The following is an 18,577-nucleotide window of genomic DNA, read 5'->3' on the forward strand; positions in this document are numbered from 1 at the left end:
ATAATCGCACATGTTAGGCGCACTTTAATAAGCTATGGACTTTATGAAAGTGGTAAGTCCTAAGCTATGAGTGGTTTTATGCTTCGAATATATTCGTGGTGATTGATCTTATCTGCGAGAACAACAGTAATAAGTTGTGTGATCCCGGCAAGAATCAGATCAGCATGCAGAGTCCTCTCATTTTGGGTTCGGCGTCCTGCAAGACAGAGATTGTCTTTGATGTGGTTGATATCTCTTTCGACAACAGTCCTGATTTTATAGGTATCATCCCATTTTTCGGTGCCGCGGATCGTTCCGGGATAAGCACGAAGATCCTTTTCCGGGTAGATGTAGACCATCCACCCACATTTAGAAGAAGTACAAGGGTTGTCACAGAGACAATGACGATGGGATTTTTGAGTTGATTTATCATAAATCCATTTCATTCTTGGACAGACAAATTTATATCTTGTTACTCCACTGTGAAGTTTGGAAGTGCCTTCGTACTTCATTTGTAAAGAAGGATCATGGGGACAACACGGAATACCATCTTCATTGATGGAATAATCCAGATTTTCAAGTCCGGATCTTGCATTCAGCGGAATATAAGCTTTCGAGAAATGTTTGTCATTACCAAAAGTGTCACCGGTAAGAAGGCTCTTATAGAGTTGTGCGGTATCGAAAGCAGCATCACCCAGGAAGGTTTTTGGATTAATCAAAGGATGCTTGGAAAAGAAGTCCTTAAGTGTGGGGATTAAAAGCTTTGAATCATGAACACATTTATCTTCGTCAGGGGAATCGGATTTCTTTTCGACAACGATATCAGGATGTGAAGCCATAAAGTTTTTGTTATAAAAAGATATGTGGCGGATGATGCCCAATCCGTTAGTGACAATGCCGAACTTGAAGACATAGCAAAAATGCCCATTGATATAGAGCTGCTTAATCTCAGGATTAGCAGAAGCATGAGAAGGCATGGAACCATAGGCAGCTTTATAAGGATCATAGGATTTATCAAAGCCCTGAGCTTTCGCGTATGCCTTAAGCTGTTTGATGATCCTGTTAGCATACTTGGGATTATTTTCGGTAACAAATGCTTCTATGCCGGAAGAATCAAAGATGGTCATATCCGCTTTTGCAGAGTCAATCGCCTGACAGATAGGCTCGGTAACATCAACAAGGTTATCGAAAACAAGCTGGAGGTCATCTAAAAAATCCTGTTTGAATCGGGTGATTTTGGAAGCGTCTGGGACTTTAGTAAAACCACAGAATTCCCGAAGTGATTTTGAGTAAGCGAGAAAAGTCAGGAGAAGCTGATCCGTAGGGATAGAGAAAATACGTTGAATAATCAAAGCCCACAGAAAAGCTTGCAAAGGGTATTTACGGGTTCTGCCCGTCGATGCATAGAAATGATTTCTAAAAGAAATCGGAATTAACTCATCAATATCGATATGGGTTTCTAATAGAGAAAGAAAAGCAGGTTTGTCATTTTCAAATTTTTCATGGCAATCTGAAAAAATATCTGCCAAAGAAAGCTGTTTATATGGTATCATAAGTATCAGAATAACTCCTTTCTTGGATGTAGGTTTATAGTTTTTAGTCAACTCTATTATACCATATCCGGTGAGGAGTTATTTGTTTATAGGTAACAAAAAATGCCGTATTTATGCGGCTTGTGGCGTTTCGCAAACGCCTACAGGAAATGAAAATAAAGAGGAGGGAACAAATGAAAAAATTCTATTCGTGGTACAAAAAACATATTACCGCAGCAATCTTTACCGGACTGATCCTGGGTATCATTACCGGACTGTTTCTGGCAAACCGTTTCGAACCGGTTCTTACCGTCACAAGCCTCATAGGAAGCATTTACATGAATGCCCTGAACATGATGATCTTTCCACTGGTCTTCTGTTCCATTATCATGGGTATCTCCAGCATCGGTAATGCCCGCACAACCGGCAAGATCACAGCCGGTGCCATGATCTTTTTCCTGTGCACCACAGCACTTGCCAGCCTGGCAGGACTGATCATCCCGCGACTGATCCATCTCGGTGAGGGTGTTAAATTCGAGATGGCAACTTCCGACATCCAGGCAACTGAAATGACCAGCATTCTGGACACCATCAAAAACCTGATCCCATCCAACCCGGTTGCAGCTTTTGCAAACGGAAATATGCTTCAGGTACTTGTATTCGCAGTCATCGTAGGCTTCACACTTATCGCTATCGGTGAAAAAGGTAAAGCACTTCTGAATGTGATCGATTCCTGCAACGAAGTCTGCCTGAAAGTAATCAGCACAGTTATGTACTTCACACCTATCGGTGTATTCTGTACTATCGTTCCTGTTGTAGAAGCCAACGGTACAGAAACCATCATTTCACTTGCAACTCAGCTGATCATCCTGTATGTGGCATTTTTCGGATTTGCCCTGGTCATTTACGGCGGCTCCGTAAAATTTCTCGGCAAAGAAAGCCCTGTGAAATTCTTCAAAGCAATGCTTCCTGCAGCCCTGAACGCATTCGGAACCTGCTCCAGTTCAGCAACCATTCCCATCAGCAAACAGCGTATGGAAGACGAAATGGGCGTATCCAACAAAATCACAAGTATCGCCATTCCTCTTGGCGCTACTGTAAACATGGATGCCGTATCCATCCTGATGTCATTCATGATCATGTTCTTCGCCAATGCATGCGGAATTAACGTAAGCATTTCCATGATGATCGTAATCCTTCTGGCAAACGTACTCCTGTCAGTAGGAACTCCCGGAATCCCAGGCGGTGCCATCGCATCCTTCGCAGCCCTCGCAACCATGGCAGGTCTGCCAGCAGGAGTTATGGGCGTTTACATCAGCATTAATACACTCTGCGATATGGGCGCAACCTGCGTCAACGTTATCGGAGATATGGCCGGATGTGTGGTTCTGAAAGAGAAAATCAAATTGGAAGATTAAACGCAAAAAAAGCTGTTTTTTCCAATCGACTTAGAGTGTGTCTGAAAAAGGCTTTCTGCAAGATGTGCGTCACAATTTGTGGGATATTTTGCCCGGATGATGGCGCCGTAGCGGGCTACAGCAACTGAATTCGGGTGAAATATCCCGCAAAGTGGGGCGTGCAGATTGCGGGAATGATTTTTCAGACACGCTCTAAGGCAAAAAAGTTGCTGTGCATTTCTATAACTGAAACGCACAGCAACTTTTTTATTTACAGCAATCTCTTCGTCACGTTACTCTACACCGAATAACTGCTCCGCGGTTTATCGATTAAATTGCTGTCTGTCTCTATTTCTTTAATCCGGTTGTAACCTTGCAGTTAGTTACTTTCAGGCTTCCTTCAGAAGCAAAGAGTGACAGACTTTCTCCCGGACGTTTATATGCTCTTGCATTTAATGCAACACCGTCTACATAGATTGTAGCAATTGTATCATCTACGATCATTTTGATATTGTATTTCTTACCAGGTACCAGTTCCAGCGGTCTCTCCAGTCCGATATTCTGGTTTGCAGGCCATGGCCAGTTTGGTTTTTTCTCAAATACATATCTGTCTTCTGTTACATTAAATACGAACTGGTAAGACTCAGCTTTATCCTCATCTTCATAGAATCTCACACCGAAAGTTCTAGTTCCTTCTGTGAATTCCACATCTGCTTCGAATTTGAAGATATCTCCTGTATCTTTTGCAACTACTTTTTCTGTACTCTTAGTTGGAGTATCAATTACAAAATCTTCTGTCTTTTCTTCTTTATCAAATGCATTCCATACAGTTTCCGGAATTCTTACACCAAGGGTTCCATCTTCTCTCTGGTAAACCTCATGTGCCATAAATGTTCCTGCCCAGATGAAGTTATTGTCATCATCATCCTGATCCTTGGTAGCAACCCAGCCAAAGAGGATTCTCTGTCCGTTCAGTTCAAAAGTACGTCCTGCATAATAAGATCTGCCGTCAAATGCATCATCTTTCGGTGCGATCCATGGACCTTCCAGACTCTTGCTCATACGGTATACCATTTTACTTCTGTCACTGTATTCTGTCACAATATGATACCACCAGTCACCAATCTTAAATAAGTCCGGCATCTCATGCATAGTATAGAGATCCGGTGCCCAGAAATCTCCTTCAAACTTCCAGTTTTTCAGATCTTTGGATGTGAATTTAACAGTTCTTCCTGTCTGTCTTGTCTTTGGTCCCTGTAATCTTGCGCCAAGGATCAGCAGATACTGATTATTTTCCTCATCGCGGATCACCCATGGATCTCTCCAGTCATCCGGGTCATAGCCTTCCTGTGGAGTGAAGGTAAGTGCATCCTGAGTTTTGTGCCATGTTACAAGATCATCGCTGTATGCATGCATCAGAACCTGAGATGGTTTTCCAAGTGCCGGATAATCGCGGTTATAGCCTGTATAGAAAATATGATACTGTCCTTCTGCCTCGAAAACACTGCCTGCAAAGATGAACTGATCCTGTTCTTCATCTGTTCCTCTCGGAATTGCCACGCCTTTATCTTCGTAATGTACAAAATCAGAAGTTGTTGCCAGATCCCAGCCAAATGGTTCTCCAAATGGTCCCGGTTTTCTGGTATCTCTCTGATGATATAAATAGAATTTATCTCCATGTCCAAATGGCATGCAATCGCCAAACCATGTTCCCGGGAACTGATAGTATAATTTCTGCATAGTCTTAATCTCCTTTTTTATACTTTATTTCACTTTACAGGCCTGCTTGTACTTTTCCGGCAAGCCTGTTATTTACTCATAAATCAAACTACTGTTATCAGGTAATTCTTGCATATTATCAACCTTTTACTGCACCTGCTGTCATACCTGCCAGCATCTTCTTGCTGCTGAAGAAGTAGAAAATAAATACCGGAAGTACTGTTACAGTGATGGCTGCAAATGTACCACCCCAGTCTGTCAGTCCCATGCTTCCTACGAAGTCATTTAAACCAAGTGTAATGGTTTTCATATCTGTAGATCTGGTAAATGTATAAGCATTAATATACTCATTCCAGCAGAATACTGCCTGCATGGTTGCTACTGTGATAATAGAGTTCAGTGACATCGGAACCACCATCTTAAAGAAACATCCTATCGGTGAACATCCATCAATGATCGCTGCTTCCAGCATTTCTTCAGGGAAGAATTTGCTGAATGAATAAAACAGCTGAATGGAATAAGACAGTGAAAAAGCAATCTGTGGCAAAATAATTGCCGGGTATGTATTAATCAGTCCCATCTTATTAAAAATAGTAAACAATGGAATCAGTGCAACCTGCATAGGAAGCATCAATCCAAGAAGGAAATAATTAAGGACAAATTTTCTGCCTTTGAATTTAATTTTGCTTAATGCAAATCCGGCCATCAGTGCAAATAAAAGCAGAGGAATCAGTACACCGATCAAAACAATGATACTGTTTTTAAAATAAGTCAGCATATGGCTTTTTGTAAAAACATTGATAAAGTTTGTCAGTACCCATTTTGACGGGAGTGCATATGCCGGTAACTGTCTGAAATCATCCAGTGACTTAAAACTTGAAGTAAATACATAGAAGAAAGGATAAACCTGCATCACAACAAGGATTAATGCGATAACCCATTTAATGATGCTCGGAATGGTTGTTTTTTTCTTTTTCATTCGTCATCCCCTCCTCCTGTAAATTTGCGGAATAACATTCCAACTACCATACAGATGATTACGATCATGATCGCTACAGAACTTCCGTAACCATATTTCATACTGCTGAACGCCTGTTTATACATATAAGTTGTCATAAGTTCAGAAGCATTTCCCGGTCCTCCATGTGTTAACAGATAAGAGAACTCGAAAGATCTCAGGGAACCATTCAGTACCAGCAGACAGTTTGCAATGATAACCGGTTTAATATAAGGAATTCTTACATAAAGATATTCCTGCCATGTTGATGCTCCATCGATCAGTGCTGCTTCTCCCAGTTCATCCGGAACACCGATCAGTGCTGCATAAAAGATAACCATATACAGTCCCAGGTATTTATATGCTTCTACAAAAGCTGTTACATACAGTGAAATCTGAGGATTGGAAATCCACTCCATCAGTTTCAGAGATGGATCGATGAATGATAATACCTGATTCACAATACCGGTTGGAGTTACTGATAATAACTTTGTAAAAATCTGGCAAATCGCTACAGAAGAGATAACTACCGGAATATAATACAGAGTCTGTAAAGCAACTCTTCCTTTTTTAATACGACTGAGGAGAATCGCAAATAATAAACCTCCAAATACCTGAATTGCAACATTGATCACTGTATAAATCAGTGTATGCCATACAGTAGATCTGAAAACATCATCCTGTGTAAGAAGTTCAATGTAATTTTTGAAGCCTACAAATACCTTTTCACCAACACCGCTCCAGTCAAAGAAGCTGTAATATCCGGCCCATACAATGGACACGATTACAAATGCCGTATAGATAAGAAATGCCGGAAAAATAAATAAGAAAATTACTGATTTTTTTCCAAATGCTTTCTGCACGAGGCTCCCTCCTTTCCGAAAATCAAATTGTTTTATGTCTTTTCTTTCAAAGAGACTGACAAAAATTTTGCCAGTCTCCAGACTACTGCTTAAATTTTTTTATTTCTTTACCAGAGAATCACAGGTCTTAATAAATTCATCCGGTTTTATGATTCCCTGAGCAAGCTGCTGCTGTTCATCAACAATTTTAGTCATTACATCTGAATCCAGTTTGTCATCCCAGGAAGTCCATGCTGTTTCTGCATCTTCAAACATTGGCTGTGTATCATAGTAAAGCTGTGGCAGTCCTTCCGGAAGTTCTTCATTAAACGGTGAGAAAACCTGTGCCTGATTGTAGCATGCATCTGTAAAGTTTTCGCACATATAATCGAAGAATTCCTGCATTGTATCATCATATGTTGCCTTATTAAATCCTTCCGCAAAACCTGCATGAACCGGTATGTTAGTAGACATATTGTCCATTCCTTCTGTATCCGGCACAGGGAAGAATCCAAGTTCACCATTGTCATACATTTCTTCTGCAAGGCTGATCTGTCCGGAGCCTGTATAGAAGATTGCACCGGAACCACCAAAGAATAAGTTACATGCAGAGGTAAAATCTACACTTGCAAATCCTGGTTCAAAATAACCTTTTGTTCCAAGATCAGAAAGAAGATTTACTGCATATTTTGCAGACTCATTGTCACTGAAAGAATCTGTTCCAGCCTGATAACCCTGAATAAATTCAGAACCAGTTACTCTCCATGGTGAGAAAGAAAGATATCTCATCAGCTGCCATGCATCAGAACCTCCCACAATAACCGGAATCTCGCCCTGATCTGCAATTTTCTGGCAATCTTCTTCAAATTCTTCCCATGTTGTCGGAGCATCTTTGATTCCTGCTTTTTCAAAGATATCTTTTCTGTACATAAAATACTCACAGTACAATCCCTGTGGGAAGAGATACAGATTTCCGTCGTCTGCATCTGTAAGGAAATCTCTGATCGCACCATTTAATTTCTCATCATATCCGTTTCTTTCAAGTTCATCTCCCACATTAACCAGTGCATCAATATCTTTGCATGCTTTAGAAAGTGTTCCGTTCGGGCATCCAAAAATATCCGGAAGTGTATCACTGTTAATATACATCTGGAGTTTTGTAAAATAATCCTGCATATCGTTTACAAGTTCAATTTCATAATCCAGACCTTTTTCATCACAGAAATTTTTAAGAAGATAATCAAATGTCTTATACTGTTCTGTAGACTCTGTACCTTTTAATAAAGCAGTAATCTTCGTTCTTTTTCCATCGTCCGATTTCTTCGCAGAAGCTGTAACTGCTCCCATGCCTGTCAGAAGACTGGCTGTCATAGCTGCCGTCATGGCAAGTGATAACACTTTTTTCATTTTCCTCATTTACTTGTTTCCTCCTTTTAATTTGTGTTTCCTCGTTCTTGATGATTTTATTTTAGTCTTTCTGCCTTTTATAAACAATTGGAAATAAAAGTAAAAATAGGAGATTTGTGCACAAATTTTATACTGTGCACAAATCTCCTGTTCTATCGTCAGGCAGATAAAATCATCCGCCTCGCTACTTGCCTGATTCGATTAAATGACTTACCTGATACAGTTAACCTCGCTGTTTATATATATTTCCTGAATTCATTGGGTGTAATACCGTAACGCTTTTTGAATACTTTTATGTAATATCCAAAGTCTTTGTATCCTACCATTTCTGCGATTTCATATTGTTTATATTTATTATCTGCAATCAGTTTCTCCACCTGTTGGAACCGGACATCTGTCAGATATTCCAGAAAACTCTTTCCGGCATATTTCTTAAGAAGGCGGCTGATATAGGTTCTGCTTACATGGAATTTCTCAGTCAGATCATCCATAGATAAATCTCCTGAATAATTCTTCTCAATGTAAGAAAGAACACTCTGAACCAGTTTCCGGTTCCGTTCATCAGTTCCTTCTGTATTCTGTTTAATCAGCGTTCCAAACAGATTCAGCAGACAATTCAACACCTCTTCTGTGTTCTCGCACTGACAGATTCTTTTTATTCCATCCTGAAGCACAGAAAGATTCCAGTTTTTATTATGAATTTCACTGTCAACTGCACAGATATATGGAAATTTCATACATCCCAAAAGTAAATCCATTGCTGCAAATTTCACCGGAGATACATCTTCCGGTGCGTTTCGAAACATCTGATGAAGTTCATCCTCCGCTTTCTCAAAACTGTCCTGAAACAAAGTCATCATAAAATGTGTTTTTTCACCGGAAGTAATCACAAAGTCTGTCTGTTTTTTATATTGCAGATCTTCGTATCTGAGTATGATATTCGTACCCAGATAAACACATTGCCTGCATGCTGTCTGTGCCTTACGGTACTGTGCATTTGCCTGATATTCGTCCACTTCTACATCGCTCAATCCAAAATTCATATGTGCTTTCAGATACCGTTCTACTTCTACCTGTATCTTACTGCATGCCTGCAATGCTTTTTCCATACATACTGCGTTTTCTTCTTCCTTTTCAAACAAAAGAATAAAATTATATTCTGCAGTTGCTGTATTATAATCGCTCAAAACATGAATTCCAAAATCATTAAAAATTTCCTCAAAAATATTGATGCATGCAACTTCCTCTATCCATTTATCTCCTGTATGGATTTTATTTTCTCCAACAACTTTTCGCCCTACACACACAATATATTTCTCTATTGTCAGATTCAGAGATTCTGCCTGCTCTTTTACAACTCCTTTTCCCTGGATTCTTCCATACAGAAGATTTCCCGCAAATTTGGATCTCAGCTGCGGAACTGACCTGTTGAAATATTTCTTCAGATCCCGGATTTCCTGCTGTTTTTCCTTCCTTGCATGAATTTCCCCTGCAATCCGGGCAGCCATTGCCTTTAACTCATCATAGTCCACCGGTTTGAGAAGATATTCTTCCACACCAATGCTGATTGCTTTCTGAGCGTAGGCAAAACTGTCATATCCTGTCAGTATCACTATAACCGCATTGGGATAAATCTCATGTGCTTTTTCTGCAAAATCCAGTCCATCCATTCCCGGCATCTTCACATCTGTAAGGATCAGATCCGGTTTCGCCTGCTCCAGTTTCTCCAGCCCTTCCAATCCGTTCCTTGCAGTTGCGGATATACGGTATCCATAATCGCTCCATGGAAACGAACATAAACCATCCAGAATAATATATTCATCATCTAATATCATTACCTGCAATTCCATTATCTCTCGTCTCCCCTTTTTTTGTTATTTTCATTTACAGTTTCATCGTATTTCCTGTAAGTAACTCCGACATTACCGTTCATCGGAATTTCCAGTATTACCTGTGTTCCCTTCCCCGGTTCTGATGTAATGCTCATCCTTGCCTTGTTCTGATATACATAATCCAGTCTCTTTCTCACCGCATACACTCCCAGATGAGTATGTGTCCGCTCTGCTTCATGATCTGGCTCTTCCTCTGTCCCCATCAGTTTCTCCAACTGCTCCTGTGACATTCCAACTCCATCATCCTTTACTGTAAATACTGCCATTCCATCTGTAATTTCTCCTGAAACATAAAGGAAACAGTCCCATGTCGCATTTTCCACACCATGAACTACCGCATTTTCCACCAGTGTCTGAATAATCATCTTCGGAATCTCTAATTCATTTAATCTCTCATCCACTTCAATATAAGATGTAAATTTATCTCCATATCTGGTTTCCTGTATGTAAAGATAATCCTGTACATATTTTATTTCCTCACGAATATAAACCATACTTCTTTTATTACTGATACTTGCACGCATCAGACTGCTGATAGAAGTAACCATACGACAAATATTATCCTCACCTTTTTTTCGCGCCATCCAGTTGATTGTATCCAGTACATTATAAAGAAAATGCGGATTGATCTGTGCCTGTAAAGCCTGGAATTCAATATCTTTGTTAACTGTTTCCATCTCCACAACCTGTTTTATCAGCTGCTCTATTTTCTCTATCGTCTGGTTGAAAACAGAATTCATGGCTCCAATCTCATCACGTCTTCCTTCCGGAAGACGGACAGAAAAGTCACCCTCCGCAAACTGCTGCATTGCTTTACTTGTACGCTTGATCGGACCAGCGATTCCCTTTGCCAGAATATTAGCAAGAAAAATACACAACATCAAACTTGCCAGAATAAGCATGATTGTCGTTTTCTGTAATCCTCTGGCTGTTTTCTGCAAGAAACTCATAGGAATCATTCCTACAACTGTAAGTCCTGTGTCAGAACTTCTCTGATATACACAGTCATAACCCTGTCCATCTGCAGTAAACAGAAATTCTCCTGTGTTGCCTGATATTTTTTCTATCCAGCTTCTGTCACTGATTGTCGCATCATTCTCTGCACTCTCTATCAGAACATTTTTGTCATTGTCCAGAAGAAAAATATGTGCAGCCAAAGAATCTCTGGCTGTGATCGTCATTTTTTTCAGATAGCTCAGCTTAATAGATGCTCTCAATATTCCCACTGGCTTCATAGTCAGAGAATCTTTGATCTGCTTTGCCATATACATCAGACCTTCCTCAGAAGCATTATAATAAATACAGCGTCCTTTTGCCTGCTCCGCCAGTTCACAGGATGTCTGAGCGGTATTTTCATTAATCTCATGATTATTTGCCAGCAGATGATTTGCTCCGTTATAACCATACAGCTGGATATCATTCATATAAATACTTGTATATCCCTGCAAAAGCAGCCTTCTGATCTGCCCTGATCTTGAATAATAGGAATACAGCTCTGTGCCATCCGATTTATATGGTTCATCAGACTCCAATTCCTCCTGAACCGTATTGTTATTTGCAATATACTCAAATGAATTCCTCACTATATCAAAATAATGATCCAAATTCACCGACAACTCGTTCACCACTCCCGCAGACTGCTTCCTTGTCTGTTCTGTCACAATTGAAGATGCAGACATATACTGCGAAACACTGGCAGCCAACAGAACAACCAATGCTACCCCTAACGTACAATACAGAATTTTTCTCTGTATCGACAGATTAATATACCACTTCTTTAAATTTTTCATCTCTCTTTTCCCTTTAATGCCCCTTTATTTTTCCCGTTTTTCACTGCTGCGGTCTATTCCGGACAGCCAAAAAGCCGACACACTGCTTCCAGTCAATGTATCGGCTTTACTGCTTCATTTTATTATACAGATATATTCCGTAACTTTTTCTGTTTTACAGATACTGACTGAATTCCACTTTCTCCTTATTCGGACCCTCAATGGTAAAGAATTTTACACCATTTTCCCAGAATGGCAGGAAATGAATGGTATCCTGTGTGGAGTTTAAACCAGCTTCATTAATATACTGGAAAATCTCCTCAATGTCTCTCACATCAAGCGCAACATGATCAATCGCCCCATGCTCCATCTTCGCCGCATGATTCTCATAAGTCTCCACAACCAAAGTTCCCAGCTTCAGAAACACAACCTTCTCATTCGCTTCCTCATTTACAGTCTCAAATGCAGTCTCAAAACCAAGTTTATGATAAAACTCCACAGTTTTATCAATGTCATTTGTCGGAATCCCGATATGCTGTACCCCTGTTGAATAATTCTTTAAATCCATGATCTTTACCTCTTTCTGCTCATCTTTGTAGCTTTTACTCATTTATTTTCATAATTTTACTTATCCAAAATATACGCAGAAAATCATTCGATTGTCAAGAGTAACAACTGATTCTTTTCACTTGACCCCTCCGTTCCCACCACCTCATCCATTTTCTCTTACACAGCCAATAGCCAGCGCGAAGCAGCATCTCTCTGCAGGTGAATCTGGAGGGGGCTTAGTAACTCTTAGGTGGGGGAAATCCGCGTTATAAAGAAAAATAGCAACCTGTCTGAGCGGAGTCTGCGACGGAGCGAGTTTTGCATTTTTCTTCATGCTTTTAGCGGATTTCCCCCACCTTAGAGTTACTTAGCCCCCGGAACTGAACCTGCAGAGAGATGCTGCTTCGCGCGTCCCCTCTTGCGCTGTGTACGCCCCACACCAACAAACTTCCCCCAAATACTTACAAAAACCTCTTGACTTTCAAAACAAACAGCGTTAAAATTGCTTTAGCTTTTTAAACAGCTAAACCTATAACGCATAAATTCAACGAAGGGAACCAGTAAAAACAGTCCCCCCTGTCCTCAGAGAACTGCAGTCCGGTGAAATGCAGTGACAGACCTGTTTCGAATATCATCCCCGAGAAGGAAAGCCGAACCCTTGAATACAGCCATCACAGATATTGCCGTATTTACAGTAAGCTTCCCCGGCCGCCCCCCGTTACAGGAGCCGCGTATATCGGTACGTTGCAGAATCGTACTTGTTTCAAAGGTGAAACAGGGTGGTTACGGAATATCATATGTCCGTCCCTGCGTGGGGCGGACTTTTTTTATGTTATAGGAAATTACTCCATAATATTCCTATAACATAAAAAAGCCCTGACACACGAGACATACTTTCTTTTCCAGGCTGTCGATCTGAAACCGAAACACCACTTCTGTTTTTCGCAGACAACAGAATTCACCACAGATGAAAAATGTAACTAATTACATATTATAACCATTACATTCCATCTGCCTTGAATCTGCTCCAAATTCCGAAAAACAGCAGCAAATTTTTTGAGAGGAGTAGAGAGCATGAAAATCTACAAAAAAATCATGAACGCACTGGCTGCAGTAGAAAAGATCGTCCTTGTGATCTCCACACTGCTGATCCTGGTGCTGACTGTGGGAAACGTATTTTCCCGTAAAGTCATCCACCGTTCCTGGTCCTTCACAGAAGAACTTGTAGTAGCGGTATTCGTACTCATCACCCTGCTGGCAGCCGCACTGGCCTGCCGCGAAGGAGAACTGGTCAGCCTGACACTGGTCACAGACCGTCTTCCAAAGAAACTGAAGAAACCATCCGTGATCCTGATCACAGTCCTGAGCATCATCTTCAGCGTCATCCTTTTCAAATACGGAATGGACAAGGTAATCACTCAGCTTCAGAATGGAAAAAGAACCTTCGTATTAAACTGGCCTGAATGGATCTTCTGGTCCTTCGTACCCATCGGTGCAGGATGCATGATCCTTCACTTCATTGAATTCTGTCTGGACTTCTGCTGCAAAACCGACAGTGCCAAAAATACCGACAACAGCACAAAAAGTAACATGAACACAATCACAACAGACAAAAAGGAGGCCAAATAAATGATCAGTGCAATCTTATTTATCTCCTTCTTCATATTCCTGATCCTGGGTGTACCCATCGGAATCTGCCTCGGACTTTCCTCCGTATGCGCAATCCTCTACTCCGGTACATCCCTGACGATCGTAGCAACCAACATGTACTCAGGAATCAGCAAATTCCTGCTCCTGGCAATCCCATTCTTCGTACTGTCAGGAAACATCATGGCAAAAGCCGGTATCTCCAAACGACTGATCAAATTCGTTGATACCTGCGTAGGCCACAAAAAAGGCGGTATCGCCATCGTATGTGTTATCGTAGCCTGCTTCTTCGGCGCCATCTCCGGTTCCGGCCCTGCAACTGTTGCAGCTCTTGGCGCCGTACTGATCCCTGCAATGGTAGAACAGGGCGGTTTCTCCGCACCATTCTCCACAGCACTGATGGCAACCTCAAGCTCCATCGCCATTGTCATCCCGCCAAGTATCGCCTTCGTTGTATATGCCTCCATCACAGGCACATCCATCGCAGATATGTTCATGGCAGGTATCGTACCAGGTCTTCTTATGGGCGTGGCACTGGTAATCGTAGTAATGCTGGAAGCAAAGAAACACAACATCAAACCATCCAGAGAAAAAGCCTCAGGCAAAGAACGCTGGGACGCTTTTAAAGATGCTTTCTGGGGATTCCTGATGCCGGTCATCATTCTGGGCGGTATCTACGGCGGTATCTTCACACCAACAGAAGCAGCAGCCGTATCCGTTGTATACGGACTCTTCGTAGGTATGGTCATCTACCGCGAAGTTTCCTTCCGCGATATGTTTGACATTCTGGTAGACTCAGCAAAGACAACCGGCGGTATCATGCTCATCGTAGCAAGTGCCTCTCTGTTCTCCTTTGTATGTACCAAATTCGGTATTGCAGATGCCGCCTCCAATTTACTTGGAAGCATCGCACATAACCAGTTTACCTTCCTGCTGATTGTAAATATCATCTTCCTGATCGCAGGATGCTTCATCGATGCAAACTCCGCTATGTACATCTTCATCCCGATTATGCTTCCTGTATGTAAGGCTCTTGGATACGATATAGTAGCATTCGGTGTTATGGCAACTGTAAACCTTGCAATCGGACAGGTAACTCCTCCTGTAGGCGTAAACCTTTTCGTAGCAATCAGCATCAAGATCAAAAAAGGTCTGGAAGTTACTCTGCAGGAGATCTCAAGGGCAGTTGTGCCAATGATCGTAGCCTGCGTTGCAGTTCTTCTGATCGTTACATACATCCCGATCACCTCCACTTTCCTTCCAAAAGCTCTTGCAAAAGAAGGCTCCTACACAGGTGATCAGTCCTCCGCTTCCTCTGACACAGCTTCCAAGGAGGCAGGAGACGGCAATAACTCCTTTGACACAATCGCAGATTACAGCGACCTTGACTGGCCGGAAATGACCTGGAACTTCGCATGCTCCACTACTGAGACAAGTACATGGGCTGACGGCGGACGTAAGTTCGGTGAACTGATGGAAAAAGCCACAGGTGGCAAAGTCAAAGTCAACATTTACGCTGCTGACCAGCTTACAAACGGCAACCAGTCCGAAGGTATTCAGGCTCTGATGAATGGGGACCCGGTTCAGATCTCCATGCACTCCAACCTGATCTACTCTGCATTTGATCCACGTTTCAACGTTGTTTCTCTTCCGTTCGTCTATGATTCTTATGACGATGCAGATGCGAAATTCGATGGCGAAGCAGGTGCAAAGCTGAAAGAAATCCTCAGTGAGTACGGACTCCACTGCATGGGTATTGCAGAGAACGGTTTCCGCGAAATCACAAACAGCAAACATGAGATTAAATCTGTAGACGATATGAAGAACCTGAAGGTTCGTGTAGCAGGCTCCAACCTTCTGATGGAATGCTACAAGAGATGGGGCGCTGATGCCACAAACATGAACTGGTCTGAAACTTACACAGCACTTCAGCAGAACACAGTAGAAGGTCAGGAGAATCCGCTTCCCGCTATCGACGCTGCAAGTGTTCAGGAGGTTCAGCCTTACTGCTCTATGTGGGATGCAATTTATGACTGCCTGTTCTTCTGTATCAACGAAGACATCTACAACAGTCTCACACCACAACAGCAGGAAGTTGTTGACGAGGCAGGACAGAAAGCAGTTGAATATGAGCGTTACATCAACCGCTCCGGAGATGACGAGATCAAAGAACGCTGGGCAAGCCAGAACGGTGTAACAATCACAGAAAAAGAAGACATGGACATCGACTCCTTCAAAGAAGCAGTTGACGGTATCGATGACTGGTTTGTAAACGAACTGAAGAGCCAGGGCTATGACGATGCCCAGGATCTGGTTGATCTTTTCACAAAGGACTCCTTCAACACAGTGGAAGATTACAGTAATCTGGACTGGCCGGAAACAACCTGGAACTTCGCATGCTCCACTACTGAGACAAGTACCTGGGCTGACGGCGGACGTAAGTTCGGTGAACTGATGGAAAAAGCTACAGGCGGAAAGGTTAAAGTCAATATTTATGCAGCTGACCAGCTTACAAACGGCAACCAGTCCGAAGGTATTCAGGCTCTGATGAATGGGGACCCGGTTCAGATCTCCATGCACTCCAACCTGATCTACTCTGCATTTGATCCACGTTTCAACGTTGTTTCTCTTCCATTCGTCTATGATTCTTACGACGATGCAGATGCGAAATTCGATGGCGAAGCTGGTGAAAAACTGAAAGAAATCCTTGGCGAATACGGACTCCACTGCATGGGTATTGCAGAGAACGGTTTCCGCGAGATCACAAACAGCAAACATGAAATCAAATCTGTAGATGATATGAAGAACCTGAAGGTCCGTGTAGCAGGTTCCAACCTTCTGATGGAATGCTACAAGAGATGGGGTGCTGATGCCACAAACATGAACTGGTCAGAAACTTACACAGCACTTCAGCAGAACACGGTTGAGGGTGAGGAAAATCCACTTCCTGCTATTGACGCAGCAAGCGTTCAGGAGGTTCAGCCTTACTGTTCCATGTGGGATGCAATTTATGACTGTCTGTTCTTCTGCATCAATCAGGATATCTACGACGGCCTCACACCACAACAACAGGCAGTTGTTGATGAATGCGGTCAGAAGGCAGTTGAATACGAACGTTACATCAACCGTTCCAGCGACAATGAGATTAAAGAACGCTGGGAATCCAAAAACGGCGTAACCTTCACAGAGAAAGCTGATATGGATATCGATTCCTTCAAGAAAGCTGTAGACGGCGTAGACGACTGGTTCGTAAATGAGCTGAAGAGCCAGGGCTACGAAGACGGCCAGGATCTGGTTGATCTGTTTACCAAATAATCCTTACGGTTACAAAACTCCATAAAAATAAATGAACAGGGTATGAAGTTTCATCAGATTACGATGAACTTCATACCCTGTTTTGTTTTTAATAATATAGAACGTAAAGTACTTGATATCTTCTATTTTTCACGTTATACTGAACAAGTATAATTGAACAGACCCGGATGCGAAGTTTCGACCCCTGCCCTCCAGTTTCACGAAAGGAGGGTGATGCCCGATGAACACAATGGAAGTCCTTACTTTATTGTTAGTAATTTTTACGGCATTGACTTACATAGATCAACATAAAAAGAAATAAGCATCCCACCGCCCAAAGTTGGATGCTTAATTTCTTTACTCATTAATTATACCGAGGGCAACCGGAACACGCTTCCGGTCATCTTCTAAGTAGATTATACAATGGGGCACCTGATTTTTCAAGTGCCCTTTTTGTAAATTTAAATCTCAGATTTTCAGATAGGATTTAATTTTCTCCTCATGCAGTTCTTCTCCAATCACGATCAGGACCTCCTGTCCTACATGAAGCGGTCGGATTGTAATTTCATTCTTCGTAGCATTTAATTCAATCCACTGCCGTCTATCGCACTCTGCCCATGCAGATAGTCCAGAACCGTCTTCGCTGTCACTGTCTACTCTCATAAATCCCTTCATCCGGAACACACGCCCACATTCAGGATCAGACAGAATCTTCTCAGCCGCTTCCCGAAGCTCCTTCTCAGTCATCTTCACATTCATAAAGTACAGAGAAGTAAAGGCATCCTCTGCCTCAAACTCCGGTTTCCTGTAGCTTGCCATCACATATCCACAGGATGCGATTCTGTCAAAGTCCTCTTTCGACATTTCCTCCCAGTTCTTGTGGATAATATTAACTGTATCCACATCATCCATTTCACAGCAAAATCTCCTGCTGCAATGAACCTTCTCCAACGCCTGATTCACATGCTCAATCGTACCCTGGATTTCCTCGGGTGATGCGTCCTGGCTCTTGCTCATCACAATGCATCCGGCATCTGCCACCTCAGAAGCCAGAATGAAATCCGCCTCCTCTGACAAATCACGCTCCAGCTTAGAATCCACAATTGCAATCACATTCCCAATCTGATACCAACGGTTTAACGGCTCCTCATGAAGAATATCAAAGAACTCATCCACATCAAAAATCCCAGACGGCTCCACGATCACACGGTCATAACCGCACATACCCATAGCAATCAGTTTCGTCTTAAATCTCCTCCTGTGGCAGTCCTTATCACACCCTCCTGAGATCATCTCCAGCTCACAGTTCTCTCCCATCAGATCCTGAAGCAACATCATATCCACATTCACAGCCCCGTAATCATTCTCCAGAATTCCAATATTATTACCAGCATCCATCAGATACTGCGCATACTTCCTGATAAACGTCGTCTTCCCTGAACCAAGAAAACCAGTGATCAGATCTATCTTTACCATCGTATATCTCTCCCTTGCTGCTGCATAATTTTTCTTTTTTATCCGTAAACCGGAACTTCATCATCTGTGATCCACAT

At 42.1% G+C, this 18,577-nt stretch carries 12 protein-coding genes and 2 pseudogenes; 4 read left to right on the forward strand and 10 right to left on the reverse strand.

Annotated elements, in window-relative coordinates; all coding sequences use genetic code 11:
* Window positions 1-59 precede the first annotated feature (59 nt).
* Complete coding sequence (locus ACESZG_RS13355) at window positions 60-1,532, reverse strand: transposase (RefSeq protein ID WP_118521990.1); 1,473 nt, start codon at window positions 1,530-1,532, stop codon at window positions 60-62.
* Window positions 1,533-1,705: 173 nt separating this feature from the next.
* Between ACESZG_RS13355 and ACESZG_RS13360 the strand changes: the two genes are divergently transcribed.
* Complete coding sequence (locus ACESZG_RS13360) at window positions 1,706-2,929, forward strand: dicarboxylate/amino acid:cation symporter (protein ID WP_118566374.1); 1,224 nt, start codon at window positions 1,706-1,708, stop codon at window positions 2,927-2,929.
* Here ACESZG_RS13360 and ACESZG_RS13365 read toward each other — a convergent pair.
* Window positions 2,926-3,054 (reverse strand): annotated as a pseudogene (locus tag ACESZG_RS13365) (DUF6783 domain-containing protein); the annotation flags it as partial. The gene ACESZG_RS13360 and the pseudogene ACESZG_RS13365 overlap by 4 nt on opposite strands.
* Between ACESZG_RS13365 and ACESZG_RS13370 the strand changes: the two are divergent.
* Window positions 3,013-3,219, forward strand: a pseudogene (locus ACESZG_RS13370) (DUF6783 domain-containing protein). The pseudogenes ACESZG_RS13365 and ACESZG_RS13370 overlap by 42 nt on opposite strands.
* A 37-nt stretch (window positions 3,220-3,256) precedes the next feature.
* On the opposite strand, the gene ACESZG_RS13375 reads toward ACESZG_RS13370, so the two are convergent.
* The 7 genes from ACESZG_RS13375 to ACESZG_RS13405 all read right to left on the reverse strand — a co-directional run bounded on the left by ACESZG_RS13375 (window position 3,257) and on the right by ACESZG_RS13405 (window position 12,102).
* A complete protein-coding gene (locus ACESZG_RS13375; RefSeq protein WP_055153225.1) occupies window positions 3,257-4,648 on the reverse strand; it encodes a GH32 C-terminal domain-containing protein in 1,392 nt (463 codons plus the stop codon).
* Window positions 4,649-4,766: 118 nt separating this feature from the next.
* Window positions 4,767-5,606 (reverse strand): carbohydrate ABC transporter permease, encoded by an 840-nt coding sequence (locus ACESZG_RS13380; RefSeq protein ID WP_025580899.1) that lies wholly within the window; start codon window positions 5,604-5,606, stop codon window positions 4,767-4,769.
* Window positions 5,603-6,487: a carbohydrate ABC transporter permease gene (locus tag ACESZG_RS13385; protein WP_008705245.1), complete on the reverse strand. Its 885-nt coding sequence runs from the start codon at window positions 6,485-6,487 to the stop codon at window positions 5,603-5,605. The genes ACESZG_RS13380 and ACESZG_RS13385 overlap by 4 nt, the downstream gene beginning before the upstream one ends.
* Before the next feature lie 99 nt (window positions 6,488-6,586).
* On the reverse strand, window positions 6,587-7,882 hold the full coding sequence (locus tag ACESZG_RS13390; protein ID WP_271728202.1) for an ABC transporter substrate-binding protein: 1,296 nt from the start codon (window positions 7,880-7,882) through the stop codon (window positions 6,587-6,589).
* Window positions 7,883-8,109: 227 nt separating this feature from the next.
* Complete coding sequence (locus tag ACESZG_RS13395; protein WP_271728203.1) at window positions 8,110-9,723, reverse strand: response regulator; 1,614 nt, start codon at window positions 9,721-9,723, stop codon at window positions 8,110-8,112.
* Window positions 9,723-11,555 (reverse strand): sensor histidine kinase, encoded by a 1,833-nt coding sequence (locus ACESZG_RS13400; RefSeq protein WP_373218526.1) that lies wholly within the window; start codon window positions 11,553-11,555, stop codon window positions 9,723-9,725. Before ACESZG_RS13400 ends, ACESZG_RS13395 begins: the two co-directional genes overlap by 1 nt.
* Before the next feature lie 154 nt (window positions 11,556-11,709).
* The gene (locus tag ACESZG_RS13405) at window positions 11,710-12,102 is read right to left on the reverse strand and encodes a VOC family protein (protein WP_020993212.1); all 393 of its coding nucleotides are present in this window, start codon (window positions 12,100-12,102) and stop codon (window positions 11,710-11,712) included.
* Between the two features lie 1,055 nt (window positions 12,103-13,157).
* Here ACESZG_RS13405 and ACESZG_RS13410 point away from each other — a divergent pair.
* Complete coding sequence (locus ACESZG_RS13410; RefSeq protein ID WP_008705255.1) at window positions 13,158-13,712, forward strand: TRAP transporter small permease; 555 nt, start codon at window positions 13,158-13,160, stop codon at window positions 13,710-13,712.
* A complete protein-coding gene (locus ACESZG_RS13415) occupies window positions 13,713-17,045 on the forward strand; it encodes a TRAP transporter large permease subunit (protein ID WP_373218528.1) in 3,333 nt (1,110 codons plus the stop codon).
* A 447-nt stretch (window positions 17,046-17,492) separates the two neighbouring features.
* On the opposite strand, the gene ACESZG_RS13420 is transcribed toward ACESZG_RS13415, so the two are convergent.
* A complete protein-coding gene (locus ACESZG_RS13420) occupies window positions 17,493-18,500 on the reverse strand; it encodes a GTP-binding protein (RefSeq protein WP_373218530.1) in 1,008 nt (335 codons plus the stop codon).
* Window positions 18,501-18,577 lie beyond the last annotated feature (77 nt).

Origin of the sequence: Blautia sp. Marseille-P2398, assembly GCF_964240315.1 — a bacterium.
Classification (GTDB): domain Bacteria; phylum Bacillota; class Clostridia; order Lachnospirales; family Lachnospiraceae; genus Blautia_A; species Blautia_A wexlerae.

What these genes read in the sequence shown, in the direction of transcription:
- ACESZG_RS13380 (WP_025580899.1), bottom strand. Translation starts at nt 5,606, where the DNA reads ATGAAAAAGAAAAAAACAACCATTCCGAGCATCATTAAATGGGTTATC.
- ACESZG_RS13395 (WP_271728203.1), bottom strand. Translation starts at nt 9,723, where the DNA reads ATGGAATTGCAGGTAATGATATTAGATGATGAATATATTATTCTGGAT.
- ACESZG_RS13390 (WP_271728202.1), bottom strand. Translation starts at nt 7,882, where the DNA reads ATGAGGAAAATGAAAAAAGTGTTATCACTTGCCATGACGGCAGCTATG.
- ACESZG_RS13405 (WP_020993212.1), bottom strand. Translation starts at nt 12,102, where the DNA reads ATGGATTTAAAGAATTATTCAACAGGGGTACAGCATATCGGGATTCCG.
- ACESZG_RS13375 (WP_055153225.1), bottom strand. Translation starts at nt 4,648, where the DNA reads ATGCAGAAATTATACTATCAGTTCCCGGGAACATGGTTTGGCGATTGC.
- ACESZG_RS13360 (WP_118566374.1), top strand. Translation starts at nt 1,706, where the DNA reads ATGAAAAAATTCTATTCGTGGTACAAAAAACATATTACCGCAGCAATC.
- ACESZG_RS13420 (WP_373218530.1), bottom strand. Translation starts at nt 18,500, where the DNA reads ATGGTAAAGATAGATCTGATCACTGGTTTTCTTGGTTCAGGGAAGACG.
- ACESZG_RS13355 (WP_118521990.1), bottom strand. Translation starts at nt 1,532, where the DNA reads ATGATACCATATAAACAGCTTTCTTTGGCAGATATTTTTTCAGATTGC.
- ACESZG_RS13400 (WP_373218526.1), bottom strand. Translation starts at nt 11,555, where the DNA reads ATGAAAAATTTAAAGAAGTGGTATATTAATCTGTCGATACAGAGAAAA.
- ACESZG_RS13410 (WP_008705255.1), top strand. Translation starts at nt 13,158, where the DNA reads ATGAAAATCTACAAAAAAATCATGAACGCACTGGCTGCAGTAGAAAAG.
- ACESZG_RS13415 (WP_373218528.1), top strand. Translation starts at nt 13,713, where the DNA reads ATGATCAGTGCAATCTTATTTATCTCCTTCTTCATATTCCTGATCCTG.